Source organism: Bradyrhizobium sp. McL0615, assembly GCF_049993905.1.
GTDB lineage: Bacteria > Pseudomonadota > Alphaproteobacteria > Rhizobiales > Xanthobacteraceae > Bradyrhizobium.
This window is the reverse complement of sequence record NZ_CP188254.1, coordinates 4,667,755-4,684,897: the sequence shown is the minus strand read 5'-3', so window position 1 is coordinate 4,684,897 and position 17,143 is coordinate 4,667,755. Positions and strand designations below refer to the sequence as shown.

At 61.9% G+C, this 17,143-nt stretch carries 13 protein-coding genes; 5 read left to right on the top strand and 8 right to left on the bottom strand.

The features are described 5' to 3' along the window. Window positions 1-42: 42 nt before the first annotated feature. The 5 genes from ACPPVP_RS22110 to ACPPVP_RS22090 all read left to right on the top strand — a co-directional run bounded on the left by ACPPVP_RS22110 (window position 43) and on the right by ACPPVP_RS22090 (window position 7,424). Window positions 43-441, top strand: a complete 399-nt coding sequence (locus ACPPVP_RS22110) for an MAPEG family protein (protein WP_426524386.1) — start codon at window positions 43-45, stop codon at window positions 439-441. 110 nt (window positions 442-551) lie between these two features. Beyond that, window positions 552-1,433: an ornithine carbamoyltransferase gene (locus ACPPVP_RS22105; RefSeq protein ID WP_426524384.1), complete on the top strand. Its 882-nt coding sequence runs from the start codon at window positions 552-554 to the stop codon at window positions 1,431-1,433. Between the two features lie 50 nt (window positions 1,434-1,483). After that, complete coding sequence (locus ACPPVP_RS22100) at window positions 1,484-2,470, top strand: NAD-dependent epimerase/dehydratase family protein (protein WP_426524382.1); 987 nt, start codon at window positions 1,484-1,486, stop codon at window positions 2,468-2,470. 371 nt (window positions 2,471-2,841) lie between these two features. Continuing rightward, the gene (locus ACPPVP_RS22095; RefSeq protein ID WP_426524380.1) at window positions 2,842-6,156 is read left to right on the top strand and encodes an efflux RND transporter permease subunit; all 3,315 of its coding nucleotides are present in this window, start codon (window positions 2,842-2,844) and stop codon (window positions 6,154-6,156) included. A gap of 32 nt (window positions 6,157-6,188) precedes the next feature. Further along, a complete protein-coding gene (locus ACPPVP_RS22090; protein ID WP_426524378.1) occupies window positions 6,189-7,424 on the top strand; it encodes an efflux RND transporter periplasmic adaptor subunit in 1,236 nt (411 codons plus the stop codon). A 65-nt stretch (window positions 7,425-7,489) separates the two neighbouring features. Here ACPPVP_RS22090 and ACPPVP_RS22085 read toward each other — a convergent pair whose 3' ends face one another. From ACPPVP_RS22085 to ACPPVP_RS22050, 8 genes are all read right to left on the bottom strand, one after another. After that, window positions 7,490-8,686: an MFS transporter gene (locus ACPPVP_RS22085; RefSeq protein ID WP_426524376.1), complete on the bottom strand. Its 1,197-nt coding sequence runs from the start codon at window positions 8,684-8,686 to the stop codon at window positions 7,490-7,492. 33 nt (window positions 8,687-8,719) lie between these two features. Beyond that, complete coding sequence (locus tag ACPPVP_RS22080) at window positions 8,720-9,313, bottom strand: class I SAM-dependent methyltransferase (protein WP_426524374.1); 594 nt, start codon at window positions 9,311-9,313, stop codon at window positions 8,720-8,722. 14 nt (window positions 9,314-9,327) lie between these two features. Beyond that, the gene (argC, locus tag ACPPVP_RS22075; RefSeq protein WP_426524372.1) at window positions 9,328-10,374 is read right to left on the bottom strand and encodes an N-acetyl-gamma-glutamyl-phosphate reductase; all 1,047 of its coding nucleotides are present in this window, start codon (window positions 10,372-10,374) and stop codon (window positions 9,328-9,330) included. A gap of 138 nt (window positions 10,375-10,512) precedes the next feature. Then, entirely contained in the window at window positions 10,513-11,493 is a 981-nt protein-coding gene (argC, locus tag ACPPVP_RS22070; RefSeq protein ID WP_426524370.1) for an N-acetyl-gamma-glutamyl-phosphate reductase, read from the bottom strand. Then, complete coding sequence (locus tag ACPPVP_RS22065) at window positions 11,490-12,176, bottom strand: FMN-binding negative transcriptional regulator (protein WP_426524368.1); 687 nt, start codon at window positions 12,174-12,176, stop codon at window positions 11,490-11,492. The genes argC (ACPPVP_RS22070) and ACPPVP_RS22065 overlap by 4 nt, the downstream gene beginning before the upstream one ends. Before the next feature lie 307 nt (window positions 12,177-12,483). Next, window positions 12,484-13,473: an MBL fold metallo-hydrolase gene (locus ACPPVP_RS22060; protein WP_426524366.1), complete on the bottom strand. Its 990-nt coding sequence runs from the start codon at window positions 13,471-13,473 to the stop codon at window positions 12,484-12,486. A 265-nt stretch (window positions 13,474-13,738) separates the two neighbouring features. Continuing rightward, the gene (locus ACPPVP_RS22055) at window positions 13,739-16,279 is read right to left on the bottom strand and encodes a DUF3857 domain-containing protein (protein ID WP_426524364.1); all 2,541 of its coding nucleotides are present in this window, start codon (window positions 16,277-16,279) and stop codon (window positions 13,739-13,741) included. A 145-nt stretch (window positions 16,280-16,424) separates the two neighbouring features. Beyond that, window positions 16,425-16,955, bottom strand: coding sequence for a DedA family protein (locus ACPPVP_RS22050; RefSeq protein ID WP_426524362.1), 531 nt, complete (start codon window positions 16,953-16,955; stop codon window positions 16,425-16,427). Window positions 16,956-17,143 lie beyond the last annotated feature (188 nt).

Here is a 17,143-nt window from a genome sequence, read left to right as displayed (position 1 = left end):
TCGTCCCGCGCCGGGATTCGAAAATCGTTTGAGGGGGAACCAATGACGCGTGAATTGTTCTGGCTGACTCTGACCGTGATTTTGACCGGGCTGTTGTGGGTCCCCTACATCCTCAACCGCTGTCAGGTGCGCGGCCTCTCCGGCGCCATGGCCAACCCCTCGCGCAACGACAAGCCGCACGCCGACTGGGCCAACCGCCTGATGTTCGCACACGACAACGCGATCGAGAATCTGATCATCTTCGCGCCGCTGGTCCTGATCCTCAACGCCATCGACTATTCGGACAAATGGACCGTGATGGCCTGTGCCGTGTACTTCTGGGCCCGCGTCGCGCATCTGATCGTCTACACGCTCGGCCTGCCGGTGTTCCGCACCCTGGCCTTCACCGTCGGATTCCTGGCGCAAGCCGTGCTGGCGCTGGCGATTTTCCAGTTGGTGTAAGGCGAGTACTCTTCGGGCACCATCTCATTGCATCGTCATCCGGGGCGCTGAAGGGCGCACCCGGAATTTTGAGATTCCGGGTCTGGTTATAGCGACTCCTTGGAGCGAGAATGCACATGGAATCCAGCAAAGACTTTCTGGAATTCCACGGGTTGCCCAAAGAAATCATCTTGTCCCTCATCGGCCGGGCTCAGTCGTTGGCGACGGCCTGGGACGACCGCCGCATGCCTCAGTGCTTGTCCGGCAAACGTGTTGCCCTCATTGCCGACGATAGCGGATGGAGAAATACGACTGCTTTTGATATAGGCATACAGGCCATGGGTGGCATCTGCGTCCAATCGCCAATCAGATTCAATGCCTCTGAAGCCACGGCGGATCTAGCTGAGTATCTCGACAATTGGTTCGACATTTTGGTCGTCCGAACCAAAGAGCTATCGGCCTTGAAGGAACTCGCATCAATTGCCAGAGCTGCCGTGGTAAATGCGAGAACGAGGTCCAATCACCCGTGCGAAACACTCGGCGATCTAGCCTATATCCAAAGCAAGAGGGGAACTCTTGAGGGAATGAAAGTCGTCGGCGTTGCTCCGGACGCCAACATCTTCCGATCGTGGGTCGAAGCTTCCATCTCAATGCCTATCCAGGTGAGACAGGTCTATCCGAAAAACTGGCACGTTAGAGACGCCTCATTATTGGGCCCAAACTTCGCTGCGAGTACCGATCTCGCAGAGCTGTTGGACGCCGACGTGATCGTTACCGATTCCTGGCCAAGTGAGGCAAATGAAGAACAGATGCTGGAATACCAGATTTCGGCGTCTGTTCTGGAGAAATGCCGCCCCGACGTTGTTTTCCTTCCCTGCCCGCCCGTTTCCAGGGGAAAGGAAGTCACTGCTGACGCAATGCGTCATCCAGCTTGCCAGAGTGTCGCTGCAAAGGCTTATCTTCTCCACGCGCAAAATGCCCTGCTCGAATGGGTCGTCACATCACGGGTATGACCCACCTGCGGTGTTACTCCTGAATTTGCTCGATTTCTTTGGGTGTACAAATGCGCCTGTTGATCCTCGGCGGCACGCAGTTTCTCGGGCGCGCAATTGCGGCCCATGCCTGCGCGCTGGGCCATGACATAACGTGCGCCGCACGAGGCGTCGCCGGAAAAGTTCCGGACCGCGCACGCTTCATACCCGTGGACCGCGACACACCGGACGGCCTCGCGCCGCTTGCCGGAGAGGCATTCGATGCCGTCGTCGATGTGTCGCGTCATCCCGGCCAGGTACGTCGCGCAGTTGCGGCGCTTAAGCATCGCGTCGAGCATTGGACCTTTGTGTCGACGGTGACAGTATATGCTGACAACCGCACGACCGGGCAAAGAGCGATTAACGCTCCACTCCGGGCGCCTACAGCACCGGAAATCGAGCACAGTACCGAAGAGACCTATGGGTCTGCCAAGGTCGCGTGTGAGCAGGCGATCGGTGAGAGCGCATTTATTTGCAGGCCCGGGCTGATTGTAGGTCCCGAGGATCCAACGGGGCGGTTCACCTATTGGCCGATGCGGCTTGATCGCGGAGGCGAGGTGCTCGTCCCGGGAACACCAGATGATGCGGTCCAACTCATCGACGTGCGCGATCTCGCCCAGTGGATCGTGCATGCCGCGCAAACCCGTCTTACCGGTTATTTTGATGGTATCGGGCCATCGTACACCCGGGGCCAGTTCTTGGCGGATTGCGCGGAGGCCGTGGGCTCGTCCTGCACATTCACCTGGGTGGACCGCGCATTTCTGGAAAGCCACGACATCAAACGCTGGTCTGGCCCGCGCTCGCTGCCGATGTGGCTTCCGCTCCCGGAGTTTGCGGGCTTCAACACGCGCGACACGTCACCCGCGCGCGCGTCCGGCTTGACGCTTCGAACAATTTCGGAGACCGCGCGCGACACGTTGCTTTGGACGCGCACCGCGGGCGGACCGGTCACCGGTCTCACAGCCGATGAAGAGAAGGCCGCTCTCGAAGCATGGCACGCGAGCCGATCTCATAATTGATTGAGCTGCCTGTTTGGCAACACGGCGCCGCCAAGCGGGACCAACCGTCGAGGCCTGCGCTGCCCATTTGATTGTCTGCACGCCGGGCCTGCCAGCAGAACGAACGCGTGATCGTGTTTCCACTGGTCAATTGAACGCGGGTGCATTGTCGAACCTGCGAATTATCGCTTCCTACGCTGAATATGGGCCGTTCGCACGAAAGTCCTAACTGATCGCCCCCCTCAAGGCCGCAAAGCTGAATTTGAATTTAATTGAGAAGATCTAATTTGATTGCCAGATTCGGTTGTCGGGGCCAGCAGCCCCCGGCCATCCCAAAACGGTTCGCCGTTCAAGTTCTGCTCCCCGCTCAGGGTCGTTGGATCCTGAGGGCTATGCATGTGGATGGAAAATATGAACTGCATTCTTCCGAAACTGTTGCTGCCATCGAGGCACGCGCGGTCGTCAGGCCGCAGCAAAGCGAGCTGGGCAGCACCATGAACTTAGTGTCGTTTGCTTTGCGACGCCCGATCTCACTCTTGACGATGGTCGTAGCCGTTGCATTGGTGGGTTTTCTGGCGATCGGTCGTATGTCTCGAGACATCTTCCCGGATCTCGGGGTGCCCGTGCTGTATGTAGCCCAGCCGTATGGCGGCATGGACCCGGCGCAGATGGAAGGGTTCATCGTCAACTATTATGAATACCACTTCCTCTACATCACCGGCATCGAACATGTCGAAAGCAAATCGATTCAGGGCGTAGGGCTGATCAAGCTCCAATTCCATCCCGGCACCGACATGGCGCAGGCCACAGCGGAGACGGTCGGTTACGTCGACCGCGCCCGTGCCTTCATGCCAACGGGAACCGTGCCGCCTTTTGTGATGCGGTTCGACGGGGGCAGCGTTCCAGTCGGCGACCTCGTCTTCTCCAGCAAGACGAAAACGGTCGCTGAGCTTCAGGACGCGGCGCTCTTCAAGGTGCGCCCGCTGTTCGCGACCCTGCCAGGCGTATCGGCACCGCCGCCCTTCGGGTCGAGCCAGCGCACCATCCTCGTTCGCCTGGATCCCGACAAGCTGCGTTCCTACAACATGTCGCCTGACGAGGTGGTGCAGGCGTTGGGTGCCGGAAATACGGTTAGCCCATCGGGTAACGTCCGCATCGGCGACCTCATGCCAATGGTGCCGGTCAACTCCGTTGTCGGGGATTTCAAGGGCCTGAACAACATTCCGATCCGGTCGCGCGGAACGCAGACGATCTTCATACGCGACGTCGGATCGGTCGAAGACGGCGCCGACATCCAGACCGGCTACGCGCTGGTGGACGGACGCCGCACGGTCTACATCCCCGTAACCAAACGAGCGGATGCCTCGACGCTTGCGGTCGTCCAGGCCGTCAAGGCCAACTTGCCACGTTTCCAATCCGTGCTTCCTGATGATGTTGAGGTCAGTTACCAGTTCGACCAGTCCTCTTACGTGACGCGCGCCATCCAGGGCCTATTCGTCGAAGGTGCACTCGGCGCGGTGCTCGCCGGCCTCATGGTGCTGCTGTTTTTGCGGGATTGGCGCAGTTCGCTCGTCGTGGTCTTGAACATTCCGCTCGCGATCCTCGCTTCGGTAACGGCGCTCTGGGTATCGGGTCAGACGATCAACATCATGACCCTGGGCGGGTTGGCGCTGGCTGTCGGCATTTTGGTCGACGAGGCGACAGTCACCATCGAGAACATCCACACGAAACTTGCTGATGGCCGCAGCCTTGCCCGCGCCGCCAGCGAGGCCACCGCAGAGACGACGCTGCCTCGGTTCGTCGCCATGCTCTGCATTCTGGCGGTGTTTATTCCTGCCTTCTTCATGACCGGCGCTGCGCACAACCTGTTCGTGCCGCTGGCGTTGGCGGTCGGCTTTTCGATGGTGGGGTCGTACCTGCTTTCCAGTACCCTTGTGCCGGTATTATCGGTCTGGCTATTGCGCAATCCCAGCATGCACCACACGCCGCAAGACACGTTTTTCGATCGGCTGCGTGCCAGGTACGATTGGTTCCTGCGCGTCATCATGGGGTGGCGGCGCATCGTCGTGCTTTCCTATCTCGTTATCAGCGGCGCAATCATTTTCGTGGTCGGCGGTGCTCTCGGCACCGAGATTTTTCCGGTCGTGGATACCGGCCAGCTCCAACTACATCTCCGAGCTCCGGCGGGAACGCGCATCGAGCGGACCGAGCAGATCGCGCTGAAAACACTCGACGTGATCAAGCGCGAGGTCGGGCCAGACAACGTGGAAATCAGCCTCGGTTTTGTCGGCACGCAGCCGCCCAATTACCCCATCAATACCATTTACCTATGGAGCTCCGGCTCCGAGGAAGCAGTCCTGCAGGTGCAGCTCAAGCGCGGCGCCGGGATCGGCATCGAGGATTTGAAGGAGCGGCTGCGTCAGAAATTGCCCCAGGAACTGCCGGGTGTACGCTTCTCATTCGAGCCAAGCGACATCGTCAGCCGGGTGATGAGCTTCGGCGCGCCGACACCGATCGAAGTGGCGGTGAGCGGGCCAAACCTCGCCGATAGCCGCCGATACGCCGAAAAACTGCGAGCGAAACTGGCGCAGGTGCCGACGTTGCGAGACCTGGGATTCGAGCAGGAACTCGATTACCCGACCGTGAAGGTCACAGTAGACCGCGAGCGAGCGGGCGTCCTGGGAGTGACGACGGAAGATGTGGCGAAGTCGGTCGTCGCAGGCACGTCGTCCAGTCGCTACACCTCCGCCAATTACTGGGCCGATCCCAAGAGCGGCATTGGCTATCAGGTTCAGGTCGAGATCCCGGAGCACAAGATGAACTCCCTGGAGGAGGTGAAGAACCTTCCCATTACCCGCCGGTCGGGCCAACAGATCGACCTTCGCAATGTGGCCGGCGTGACCGACGGCACGGCGCTCGGCGAATATGACCGCTACAACATGCAGCGAATGCTGACACTCAGCGCGAACATTCACGGCGAGGATCTTGGGCGCGCGGCGGCTCGCGTGCAACAGGCGATCAACGATACGGGCAAGCCGCCCGATCGGGTAAACGTCACCGTGCGCGGGCAAGTCCAGCCGATGGCGGAGATGTTCGGAGGACTGCGTCTTGGGCTCTTGATGGCGGTCGGTGTCATCCTTCTGGTGCTGGCAGCCAATTTCCAATCGCTCCGGCTTTGCCTGGCGGTGGGGTTGACGATTCCCGCCGTCATCGCCGGGGTCGTTCTTATGCTTTGGCTCACCCGGACCACACTCAACATTCAATCCTTCATGGGCGCGATCATGGCGATCGGCGTGGCCGTGGCAAACGCCATCTTGCTCGTGACCTTCGCTGAGCGCAGCCGGGTCGAGGGCCGCGAACCGTGGGAGGCAGCAATTGAAGGCGCACGGAGCCGTCTGCGCCCGATCCTGATGACCAGTTTCGCGATGTTGGTCGGGATGATGCCGATGGCATTGGGTCTAGGCGAAGGCGGACAGCAAAGTGCACCGCTCGGGCGCGCGGTGATCGGCGGTCTCCTCGGCGCAACGTGCGCCACCCTCATCATCCTGCCGGCGATCCTGGCCATGTTCCAGTCGCGCCATGCCCGAATTTCCGCGTCGCTGGATCCTGACGACCCGCAGAGCCGCTATTTCGAGTCGGAGCCGCGGCTCAGGTCGGTGTCGGATGGCGACGGACGCGCTGAGCACCATGCTCACGCGACGGAATAAGCGAACAGCGAGACGAATAAAGGCGGAACACAATGAATTTCACGAGTCGAATGGGCATAAATATCTTGGTAGTCGTGGTCGCTGTCGGCGCTGCGGCCGTCGTTGCCGGGCGGCACCTGGCGGCATCGCCATCGCCAGTGAATTCAACGAACGCGGATAGCCCCCCGCGGGTCGAGGTTGTGCGCCCGTACCGCGTCACGATGGCTCACCGTCTCCAAACCAACGCCACCCTCGAAGCCTTTGAGGAAGCCGATCTCTTCGCCAAAGTCTCCGGGTACCTGTCCGACGTTCGCGTCGATATCGGCGATCACGTGAAGGCGGGTCAAGTGCTCGCGGTGATCGACGTTCCCGAAATGAAGCAGGAGCTTGCCGAGGCCAAAGCCCAGCTCGAATCCAAGCGAAGTTCGCTGGAGAGTGCGCGCCGCCAACTGGACCACAACAAGGCGGACCTAGCGCTTCAGAACGCCCTGGCGAAAGATCGGGAACAGTTGGGCGAGGGACGGAATTTCATCAGCGACCGGACACTTGATCAGGTGCACGCCAACGCTGACATCGCCAAGGCGGATCTCGGCGTTGCGGAGGCGAACCGCGACCTCGCGGCCAACCAGGTCGATGTCGCCGCCGCAACCGTGGAGAAGATCAAGACCCTGCTTGCCTATACGCAGATCGTGGCGCCCTTTGATGGCGTGGTGGCACGGCGCCGGGTGAACCGGGGCGTTTTGGTCCAGGCCGCTACGGCCACACGGACGACCCCGTCCGCAGGTTCACTTTTCACGCTGCAGCGGATCGACACGATCCGGGTGTTTTGCGACGTTCCGGAGAACGATGTACCTCAGCTTCACGTCGGCGATCCGGCCATCGTCAGGCCATCCGGCTTCGACGGTAAGCCGTTCCTTGGCAAGGTAACCCGCTTCTCCCTACGTCTCGATCCCGAGACCCGCAACATGCGCACCGAGATCGATCTGCCCAACCCCAAGGAGCAGCTTTATCCGGGTACGTATGCGGAGGTCTCGCTGGAAACGAACCGGCGCCCCGATGCGCTTACCCTACCCGCCGCAGCTGTGGGGTCGGATAACGACGGCAACTTCGTGTACACCATCACCGACAATCGTATCACACGCCTCGCCGTCAAGACGGGTCTTACCGATAACGGTCGCATCGAGGTGACGGCGGGCCTATCGGAGGAGACACCGGTGGTGGCAAGCACCAAGGGCGCCCCGCCAGCGAGAACGGCGGTTCAGATACAGATGGCCCGCGATAACTCATAGCATCGCGTCGCATGCGAAATTATTGCCGGTTTACGCAGTGACGGCCACTGTATCGGCGGGCTCCTTCACCCTCGGTAAATTGCCGGACGGTGGCGGCTGAGCCAGTACAGCATCAGCAGAGCCGCGCTCGCACACAGCATGCCGAAACCAAGCAGGGCGTTGCTGCCGAAATTCGACAGCAGGCCAACCAGAATTGGCGGCGAAGCGGCGGAGATGAGATTAAGCGGCAACGCGATGCGCGAAGTTGCCTTGGCAAATTCGACGTTGTCGTAGAACACCAGTGGAATGGTCGCACGCGCGACCGCAAGCGCACCGCTGCCGAGGCCATACAGCAGGATGAAGGTTGCGATCATCCAGTGCGATCCGCCGCCGATCATCAGAAGCAGTATCGCCACGACAAGGGTGGATGTGGCGATCAGCGCCGTCGTGATCCCGTCCCACCGCCCACCACCGAGAAAATCGAGCCCCCGGGCGCTGACCTGAATCACGCCCAGCATCGAACCGAAAGTGACGGCCTGCGTCGGCGACAGGCCCTCCGCTTTCAGGAGCTCGATCATCGTGGCGCCGAATCCGAAGGTGACGAACGCGCACAATACGGTCGCCGATACGATCAGGTAGAACGTGCTTTTCCGGACGATGTGCGGCTCGTCAGGCAAACGCAACGAACCAACCTCCTCTTTCCGTTCAATGCGATGCGGCAATCCGAACGTGTAGAGCGGCAGACAGACCAGAACCATCAGCCCGGCATAGACAAGACAGGTGCCGCGCCAGCCCAGCACACCGGAAAGAAACGAGGTGGTCGGCCAGAAAACGCTGCTGGCCAGGCCCGTCACCAGCATCAGAGCGCCGATCGCGCGCCTTGCACCGCGGCCCGCCATCTCATTGAGCAGGATGTAAGTGGCGGTGGCCAACGTCGCGCTGCCGGCCGTACCGAGGATGACCCATGCCGCGAAGAACGACGCGGGGCCGGTCGAATGGGACAGCAGAACGAAGCCCGGCGCGGCGACAATGGTGCCGGCGATCATCACCCGCCGTGCCCCAAACCGGATGAATGCCTTGGCCAGAACCGGCGCGGACAAACCCGTAGCCACATAGAAGATCGAATTGCCGGCAAATACCGCCGAGATGTCCATGCCGAGATCCGCGCCGACTTCCCGGCCCACGACCGCCAGAAGGCCGACCGTGCCCCATCCAATGACCTGCCCGATCGCAACGACAACAAGTACGCCGATGATTTTCTTGCCGGACTCCAAGGACCGCATCTTTCTTCGCCAGCCGCGATGCTCAACCGGGCGTCAGCGGCCCTTCCTGGCCACGACGAACAGCATCGAGGCCCATTGATTGTCGAAACCTATCACCTCGCCGCTCTCGATCTCCAGCGAACTCCAGTTTCCGGCACCAGCATAATTGGTTCGCAGCCAGCCCGGCGATGGATAATTGTAATAGCGGTTCAGCGTGTCGCGCCCCTCGGCATCGCCGGTCTTGTAGCTTGCGAAGAAGTAGCCGTTGCCTTTGAGCGCGCGCCAGATCAATCCCAGAACATCGGCGAGTTCGTCCCGCGGAACGTGCAGCAAACAGGCGTTGGCCCAGACGGCGTCATAGGCCTCGACGGCATCGAGGTCGTGAAACAGCAGCGTCTCGACGCTGCGGCCGAGTCGCTGCGAGGCGACGGCGGCCATTTCCGGCGAGCCATCGGTGGCGCGAAGGTCGAACCCTCGCGCCAGCATTTCTGCCGTGTCGCCGCCGGCGCCGCATCCGAGTTCGAGAATGCGAGCGCCCGGCGGCAGCAGCGCCAGAAACGCCGTCAGCCGCGCCTTGCGCGAGGTGATCTCGCGCCCGGCATAGGCCTCGGCATGGCCGCGGTAGAATTGCAGTGTTTCCTCGTCCACCCCTGCACCTCGCGTTACGGAAATAGCGCGATCTGCTCCAGTCCCGCCGTTTCGGGCAAACCGAACATCAGGTTCATGTTCTGGATTGCCTGACCGGCAGAACCCTTTACCAGATTGTCGAGCGTGGAAATCACGATCGCCCGGTTCTTGATGCGATCGGCGACAACGCCAATCTGCACATAGTTCGAGCCGCGCACATTCTGGGTTTGCGGCATCACGCCCTTCTTCGCGACATGCACGAAGGGCTCGTTGGCATAGGCCTTCTCCAGTTCGGCCCGCAGATCGTCCGGCGTCGCGCCGTTGAGCTTGACGTAGGACGTGCAGAGTTCGCCGCGCGACATCGGGATCAGATGCGGCGTGAAGTTGATCGTTACCGCGGAGCCGGCGGCGACGCCGATCTCCTGCTCGATCTCAGGCGCGTGCCGGTGGGTGCCGACCGAATAGGGCGACAGGCCCTCGCCCGCCTCGCTGAACAGTGTGTTCTGCTTCAGCCCACGGCCGCTGCCGGTGACGCCCGACTTCGCGTCGACGACGATGTCGCCGACATCGATCAGCCTCGCCCTGGCAAGCGGCACCAGCGCCAGCAGCACGGCGGTCGGATAGCAGCCGGGACAGGCGACCAGCCGCGCGGCCGCGATCTTTTCGCGGTAGAACTCGGTCAGGCCGTAGACCGCCTCGCCCTGCAATTCCAGCGCCCGGTGCTCATGGCCGTACCACTGCGCGTAAGTGTCCTTGTCGCGCAGCCGGAAATCGGCGGACATGTCGAGGACCTTGATCCCCGGGTTGGCTTTGAGAACCGCCGCGATGATCTCCTGCGTGGTGCCGTGCGGCAGCCCGCAGAACACCGCGTCGAGACTGCTCCAGTCGACCTTTTCCCATTCGACGAGCTTCGGCAGGTCGAGCATGAAGAAGTGCGGAAACACATCGCTCATGGCCTTGCCGGCATGGGTGTTGGCGGTGAGCGCGGCGATCTCGGCATTCGGATGCCGCGCCAACAGGCGCACCGCGTCGGCTCCGGTGTAGCCGGACGCGCCGAGAATGCCGATCTTCTTCATGCCCATCGCACGTTCCTTTCAGGCGAAATCGTTTGCTCGTCTTGTACCGCAACGGCAGCGAAGGCCGGCGGCCGTGCCGCGCGCATCAGGTCTGCGAACGCACGCGCGTCCTCGTCCACCCTGCTCTCTCCGCGAGAATATCAGCTACGTGTCGGCAAGACCGAGCATCAGCCGCATGTTCTGCACGGCCGCACCCGACGCCCCCTTGCCCAGATTGTCGAGCCGCGCCACTAGCACCGCCTGGCGATGCTTCTCGCTGGCAAAGACGTACAACTCGAGCATGTTGGTCTCGTTGAGCGCCTCGGGCTCCAGCTTGCCGCCGTTGGTCGCCGCGTTTTCGAGCGGCATCACCGAGACGTACTTGCTTCCCGCGTAGCGCTTCGCCAGCGCGGCGTGCAGGTCGGCTCCGCTTGGCTTGCCCGTCAGCGTGTCGAGATGCAGCGGCACCGAGACCAGCATGCCCTGCCGAAAATTACCGACCGACGGCACGAAGATCGGCCGCCGCGTCAGCTTTGAGTAGAGCTGCGTCTCCGGCAGATGCTTGTGCTCGAAACCGAGGCCATACAGTTCGAAGGACGGCGCGCTGCCATCCTCAAAACTCGCGATCATCGACTTGCCGCCGCCCGAATAGCCACTCACCGCGTTGACGGTGACCGGATAGTCCGGAGGCAACAGGCCGGCATCGACCAGCGGCCGCAGCAGCGCGATGCCGCCGGTCGGATAGCAACCGGGATTCGAGACCTTCTTCGCAGCCCGGATCTTGTCGGCCTGTTCAGGCGTAAGTTCGGGAAAGCCGTAAGCCCAATCGGGAGCGACCCGGAATGCGGTCGAGGCGTCGAGCACCTTGGGGGCCGAAGCGCCCATGCTGTCGATCAGGGCTACGGTTTCCTTCGCGGCATCGTCAGGCAGACAGAGGATGACGAGATCCACCTCGCTCAGGAGCGCCCGCTTGGCGGCGGTATCCTTGCGCTTCTCCTCGGCGATGTTTTTCACCACGACGTCGTTCTGCAACCGGAGCCGCTCCTGAATGCCGAGACCCGTCGTTCCGGACCCGCCGTCAACGAACACAGCGGGCTTGGTCGCGCCGCCGACGGTTTTCGGCTGGTGGCTGTCGGTGAGGGTCATGGCACGGTCCTTTCGGGCTGGTTCGTTTCGTTGGCAAAGGCCTCTTGGTTTGCAAACACGTCGGGCCGCGCCTCTCTCATCAAATGCGCAATATGCTGCGCGCCGGCGTCAGCTTGCGTGGCAAGTGAGCCCGCGACCGCGGCAAAGTCGGTCTCGGATTTGTGCTGGCTCAGCTTGAAGCTGCCCTCCACCTCTTCAACCGTCATCTCGAGGCCCACAATCGCTTTCTTCAACGCTTCCAGCCGCCCGGCCGTCATCTTCGACGACAGCCACGGCTTTTTCGGCAACAGCCGCTCCTCGAACTTGGCGCTGAGCGTCTCGATCTGCGCGGCAAGTTCGTCCCCGGACATCGCCCGCACCGGGCCGGTCAGATGCACCGCCTGATAGAGCCATGTCGGCACTTGATCGGGCGAAACGTACCAGTCCGGCGACACATAGGCATCCGCGCCGTTGACCGCGAGCAGCCAGGACGTGGCCCCGTCCGCGAGCTTTACCAGCGGATTGTGACGCGCGACGTGAAACGCCGCGCGCAACGTGCCGTCATTGGTCGAGGTCAGATAGAACGGCAGCGACGAGGCGACCGGCTTGTTGCCGTCCCACGCGCAGGCCAGCCCAAAGCCGCGCGCTTCCGCGAACGCCAGGCTCGCGGCGCGGTCGGACTTGAACGGTGGAGGCGTATACATCTCAAACTCCTGCTTGACGTAGGAGCCGCCAGTTCAGTCCGCGTTTTTTGGAAAAGGAAAAAGCCGCGGGACCGGATCCGGCGGCAGGGGCGATGATCTTAAACGCAGACAACCGCCCGAACCGCGATAATGCGGCGGCGGCGAGCGGCGGACATGGTCGAAGCGTTGATCATGGGCGCGGCTATAAGGCCGCGCCCGCCTGACGTCAAGTTTTTCCATGTCATTCCGGGGCGATGCGCAGCATCGAACCCGGAATCTCGAGATTCCGGGTCTGGTCCTGCGGACCATCCCGGAATGACACTTCGTGTCAGATCACCGGATTCCACGGTGCCGGGATCACCCGGTAACCATTGCCATCCTTTTCGACGTTTCCGAGCCCGGGGAACGGGTAGTGGAAACCCTGCACCTGGAGCTTGTCCGCCACCAGCATGTCGTAGGTCTTGCGGCGGGCCTTCTCGGCCATGGCGGGGTCCTGATCGAAGAAGGCATGCCAGCCGGGGTTGGCCGCAAACAGGTAGGGAATATTGGTGACATCGGACTGGATGAATACCTTGCCCGAGCCCGACGACAGCACGTAGGAGGTGTGGCCCGGGGTGTGTCCGGCGGTCTCGACGGCGAGCAGGCCGGGAACTACTTCCTTGCCCCACTCATAGGGTGTCACCTTCTTCTGAAGACCGGTCTCGAGCACGCGGCGGGCGTTCTTGAATACGCCCGGCATGCGCTCACCGGTCTGCTTGGCCATTTCGCCATCGTCCATGAAGTATTTCCATTCGACGGACGGCACCAGCACTTCGGCGTTGGCGAACGCGGACGTTCCCTCGGCATTGAGCAGACCGTTGATGTGGTCGCCATGGAAATGCGAGATCACTACCATGTCGACGTTCTTCGGATCGAAGCCTGCCGCGGCCATGTTGGTGGCGAATTGGCCGACAGCGCCCTTGCTCGACGCAAACGCGCCCGGACCATTGCCGGTGTCGAGGACGATCAGCTTGCCGCCGGAATTGATCACCAGCGGCCCGAACTGGATGCTGACCTTGTCCTTCGGCACGTAGGCTTTCTCAAGCGCCGCGGCGACTTCGTCCTTCTTGGCGTTGAGCACGAAGCTGTCGCCGAGCGGGAACGTGTTCACACCGTCGGAAATGACGGTGACCTGCACGTCGCCCACCTTGTAGCGATAGAAACTCGGCGCCTGCTTGTCGGCCATTGGCGCAGCGGCGTTGGCGGGCGCTTGCGGTAAGAGCGGCGTGGCGGCGAGCGCGGCGGCGCCGGCGAGTGCGTGACGACGTGTCAGTTCCATGGTGATGTCCTCCCTGTGAGACGATGGATGCGATGGCGGTATCCCCGCCCTATGCGTGCCCTTGTCGCTCGCCGCCGTTTCTATCAGCGTTTCTGCGATGGTGCGACGACGGCGAAGCGACGGCAATGCGAAGATGACTGTGGTATCCTGCCGGGCTAACACCCCGACCGTCGGCTTATTCCCGCATCCTCTGCAACACTCCCTACCCCGCCAAGGCACGTGGCGTGGCGACGACCTAACTGCGAGTCATTCGCAGTTGTGTCTGCTACCAGCCGTTTAGTCTGACGTGACGCAACAGGGTATCCCAGAAGCCTTCGCCTGCGCCCAGCCCGTGCAAACGGGCGCGCGCTTGCAGGTCGCCGGCTTGAGCGGCCTTCCTGTACCAGGCGATCGCCTGCGCCTTGTCGCGGGGAACGCCGGTACCGCTCTCATAGGCCCATCCGAGATTATACTGAGCCCGCTCATTGTGTCCTTCGGCAGCCGTGCGAAGCAGGACTATCCCTTGGGGTATGTCCCGCGGAACGCCCCGACCGCCGATGTAGAGCAATCCCAAACTCATCTGCGCCCACGCGAAGCCCTGACCACCCGCTTTCACATACAATTCGGCGGCGCGCTGCTCGTCACGTGAGGCACCCAGTCCGTGCTCGTACAGATAGCCGGCATGCGCCTGGCTGAAAGCGTCACCCTGCTCGGCGGCCCTCAGAAACCAACGCAAGGCTTCACCATAGTCGCGCTCGGCTCCCCAACCACTCTCATACATCTTGCCCAGATAGGCCTGCGCGCTCGCGTTCCCGCTCTCGGCAAACGGCGTGAGCCGTGCGATTGCGAGTTCGTAGTTGCCCGCGAGATAGGCATTCACCCCCTCGTTTAATTTTGTGCTGACCTCCCAGACGACGGAGCGCGGTTTCGGCGAGAGAAGAACTTGCCCGTGCCGAAACCCGCCGAACATATCCAGGCCGCCTCTGATCATCGCGGAGAATTCAGCGGGGCAAACCGGTGAATCGAAGATGATCAGAACCTTGGCGGTCGTGCGGATCGTCCGGCCTTCGATGACGGCGGCGGCCCGCACTTCGATGCGACCATTGACGGAGCCATACGGTGTCGTGCCGTTAAGCGCCCTTTGATAGTCCACGGGAGCTGGCTTTTGCTCGAAGTTGGTTTCCTCGGGAATCGTGAGCACACTTGTCTCTCGATATTCCAGCGAACGGCAACGGAACGGACGATCGTTCGCGGTTCCTGTGCTCAGCAAGAGAAGCGACGGTCGGGGGTCGGTCAGAGGAAGCAGCCGCAGACCCCAACGCTCGCCGAGATTGCCCCGCGAACTGATCTGAAAGGTCGCGGTGATGGTGTAGTCATCGGACAATTCCCGCGGGTTAGGAAAATTGTAGTCGCCCTTGCCTTTCAGGTCCGCCTGTTCGATCAATTTTCGGGCGGCGCCTTGCCGATCGACGGTCTCCAGATCTTGCGCAAGGGCACGGCCCAACCACGCTCCTGATCCGGTGCCGGACAGAATGCTACGGGCCTGGCGCGTACCATCGCTTGCAAGCTCGTATTGCGTATCCGTCGTCAACGTGAAGCGCTCCGGCGCAGGCACCGGAATCTTCGCCATCGCGCCCTTGTCGATATTCAGCACCGGCTTGCCTGCGAGGCTGAACGGAAGTGAACCGAAAGCCTGCAACGACGCTGTCGGGTCGAGATACTGATCGATCTCCGGCACGTAGACGATGGCGTGATTGAAATTTGCAGTGGCGACCTCCGTCAAGGTGTACTGCATGTCCGTGTTCACCGCGACGAGGTTGGCTTCAATGCCCTCGGCTGCGAGGAGCGCCTTGAGGATCGTCGCATGCGCCTTGCAGTCGCCGTATCGCACGGCGAGGACCGCTGACGCTGGCTGCGAAGTCCAGCCGCCGTCCTCGAAGCCGATCCCGACATAGCGGATATTCCGCGCGACCCAGTTATGGATGCGCTCGGCCTTGACACGCGTGCTGTCGGCATCGCCGACGATTTCGGCGGCGAGCTTGCTTAAGGCCTCGTCAGGCCGCGCCATCGGCGCATTGCGGGCGTTCAGCATCGCCGCAAAGGCGGCATAGTTCGGAAACGTACTGAACTCGATACGCCTGGAATCGTCGAATCGAACACCTTCGATCTGGACGGGCCGCGGCGTCTCCTGCTTGAGGCGCACATGATGAACGATGCGGTCGCCTACCCTTTCTTCGAAATGTTCGGCACCGCGCCGGCCGATCCGCAACGGCTTGGAGGCCGGACCCTCGACGGTCAGTTCGATCGTCTCGGGCGGCTGGTTCACCGGCTGGTTCCAGTAACGCGCGAATTCGCCGGCGAACATCGGCCGTTTTGCCTGGTAGGTCAGGCGGCCTCTGATCTTGTCACCTGCGGCGACGTGCGGATAGGCAACGATCCTCAGCCGCCGTTCGTCAAAGTAGGGTGACGAAGAATCGGCCGATACCGGCTGGTCGCGGATGGCACGATCATCGACCGCGATCACACGGCCATCCGTCTTCACGGTGGCAAGATCGCCGGCGGACAGTTCTTCGAAATAGCTGTTATAGGCGAAGGTCTGCTGCGCAATGGCCTCGGCGCCCTTGTCGTTGAGTGCCTGGATTTCAAAGTCGTAGACCGTCGTGCTCGCTCCTTGTTCGTCGAAAGTGACGGCATAGTGGGCGATCGTTCGGCGCCAGCCGGGATCGATCCAGACGGACGCCGGATCTGGATTTGTTTTGTCATTGGCGGCAACAAGGGCCGACGAGACCAGCAACAGCAATAGCGCTGAACAGATGCGTTCGATCATATCGCTGAAGGCCCCGGGGTGATGCTACGCCGGCTAGTCAGCTAACACCGCGAAATTACTGGCGTCTCGCTGGGATAGAGAAAATTTTATCTTCCCGCGAAGGGTGTGCGGGTCCGCCGTGTCTGGCTTGGGGGCGATGCGTGTCCTACGCCACCCGCCACAGCCATTCGGCGAGCTTCCCGACCACGTCGCCGACCAATAGCAGCGCGGCCGACCAGATCAGCGCCGAGATGAAATTGGCGATCTGGAACGGCCAGTAAGCCATCTCGAAAATGCCGGCGGCGAGCGGCACCGAGGCCCGCAGCGGCCCGAAGAAGCGGCCGATGAAGATCGAGGGCACGCCCCATTTTTGCACGAACGCCTCGCCACGCGGCAGGATCTCGGGATAGCGCGACAGCGGCCACATCTCCGCGACCCGCTCCTTGTAGCGGTAGCCGAACCAGTAGGAGACCCAGTCGCCGAGCGCAGCACCCAGGCCGCCGGCCAGCCAGACCGGCCAGAAGCTGATGCCGCTGACGCCGATCAGCGCGCCGATCGCCACCAGCGCGCCCCACGCCGGCACCAGCAGCGAAATGAAGGCCAGCGATTCGCAAAACGCCAGTACCAGGACGATGGGGGCGGCCCAAGCCTGATTGTCGCGCACGAAATCAGCCAGAGCGCGCGCAAAATCTTGCATTTCTTGAGTGCCTTCCCCGCCCCATTGGCGCCGTTGAATTCTTCCGCTGATTCAAGGCTTGCGACAGGTAAGCCGTCCGCTTGCGTGACTTCAAGTCACAAAGGTTGGCACGGCCTGTGATCAGCCCTCCATCGCGACCGCTGCAACGGCCTTGCCCGCCAGCGAAAAACCGTGACTTGTCTGGGCTG

Coding starts and splice junctions, on each gene's coding strand:
- ACPPVP_RS22110 (WP_426524386.1), top strand. CDS start 43: ATGACGCGTGAATTGTTCTGGCTGACTCTGACCGTGATTTTGACCGGG.
- ACPPVP_RS22105 (WP_426524384.1), top strand. CDS start 552: ATGCACATGGAATCCAGCAAAGACTTTCTGGAATTCCACGGGTTGCCC.
- ACPPVP_RS22100 (WP_426524382.1), top strand. CDS start 1,484: ATGCGCCTGTTGATCCTCGGCGGCACGCAGTTTCTCGGGCGCGCAATT.
- ACPPVP_RS22095 (WP_426524380.1), top strand. CDS start 2,842: ATGCATGTGGATGGAAAATATGAACTGCATTCTTCCGAAACTGTTGCT.
- ACPPVP_RS22090 (WP_426524378.1), top strand. CDS start 6,189: ATGAATTTCACGAGTCGAATGGGCATAAATATCTTGGTAGTCGTGGTC.
- ACPPVP_RS22085 (WP_426524376.1), bottom strand. CDS start 8,686: ATGCGGTCCTTGGAGTCCGGCAAGAAAATCATCGGCGTACTTGTTGTC.
- argC (WP_426524372.1), bottom strand. CDS start 10,374: ATGGGCATGAAGAAGATCGGCATTCTCGGCGCGTCCGGCTACACCGGA.
- argC (WP_426524370.1), bottom strand. CDS start 11,493: ATGACCCTCACCGACAGCCACCAGCCGAAAACCGTCGGCGGCGCGACC.
- ACPPVP_RS22065 (WP_426524368.1), bottom strand. CDS start 12,176: ATGTATACGCCTCCACCGTTCAAGTCCGACCGCGCCGCGAGCCTGGCG.
- ACPPVP_RS22060 (WP_426524366.1), bottom strand. CDS start 13,473: ATGGAACTGACACGTCGTCACGCACTCGCCGGCGCCGCCGCGCTCGCC.
- ACPPVP_RS22055 (WP_426524364.1), bottom strand. CDS start 16,279: ATGATCGAACGCATCTGTTCAGCGCTATTGCTGTTGCTGGTCTCGTCG.
- ACPPVP_RS22050 (WP_426524362.1), bottom strand. CDS start 16,955: ATGCAAGATTTTGCGCGCGCTCTGGCTGATTTCGTGCGCGACAATCAG.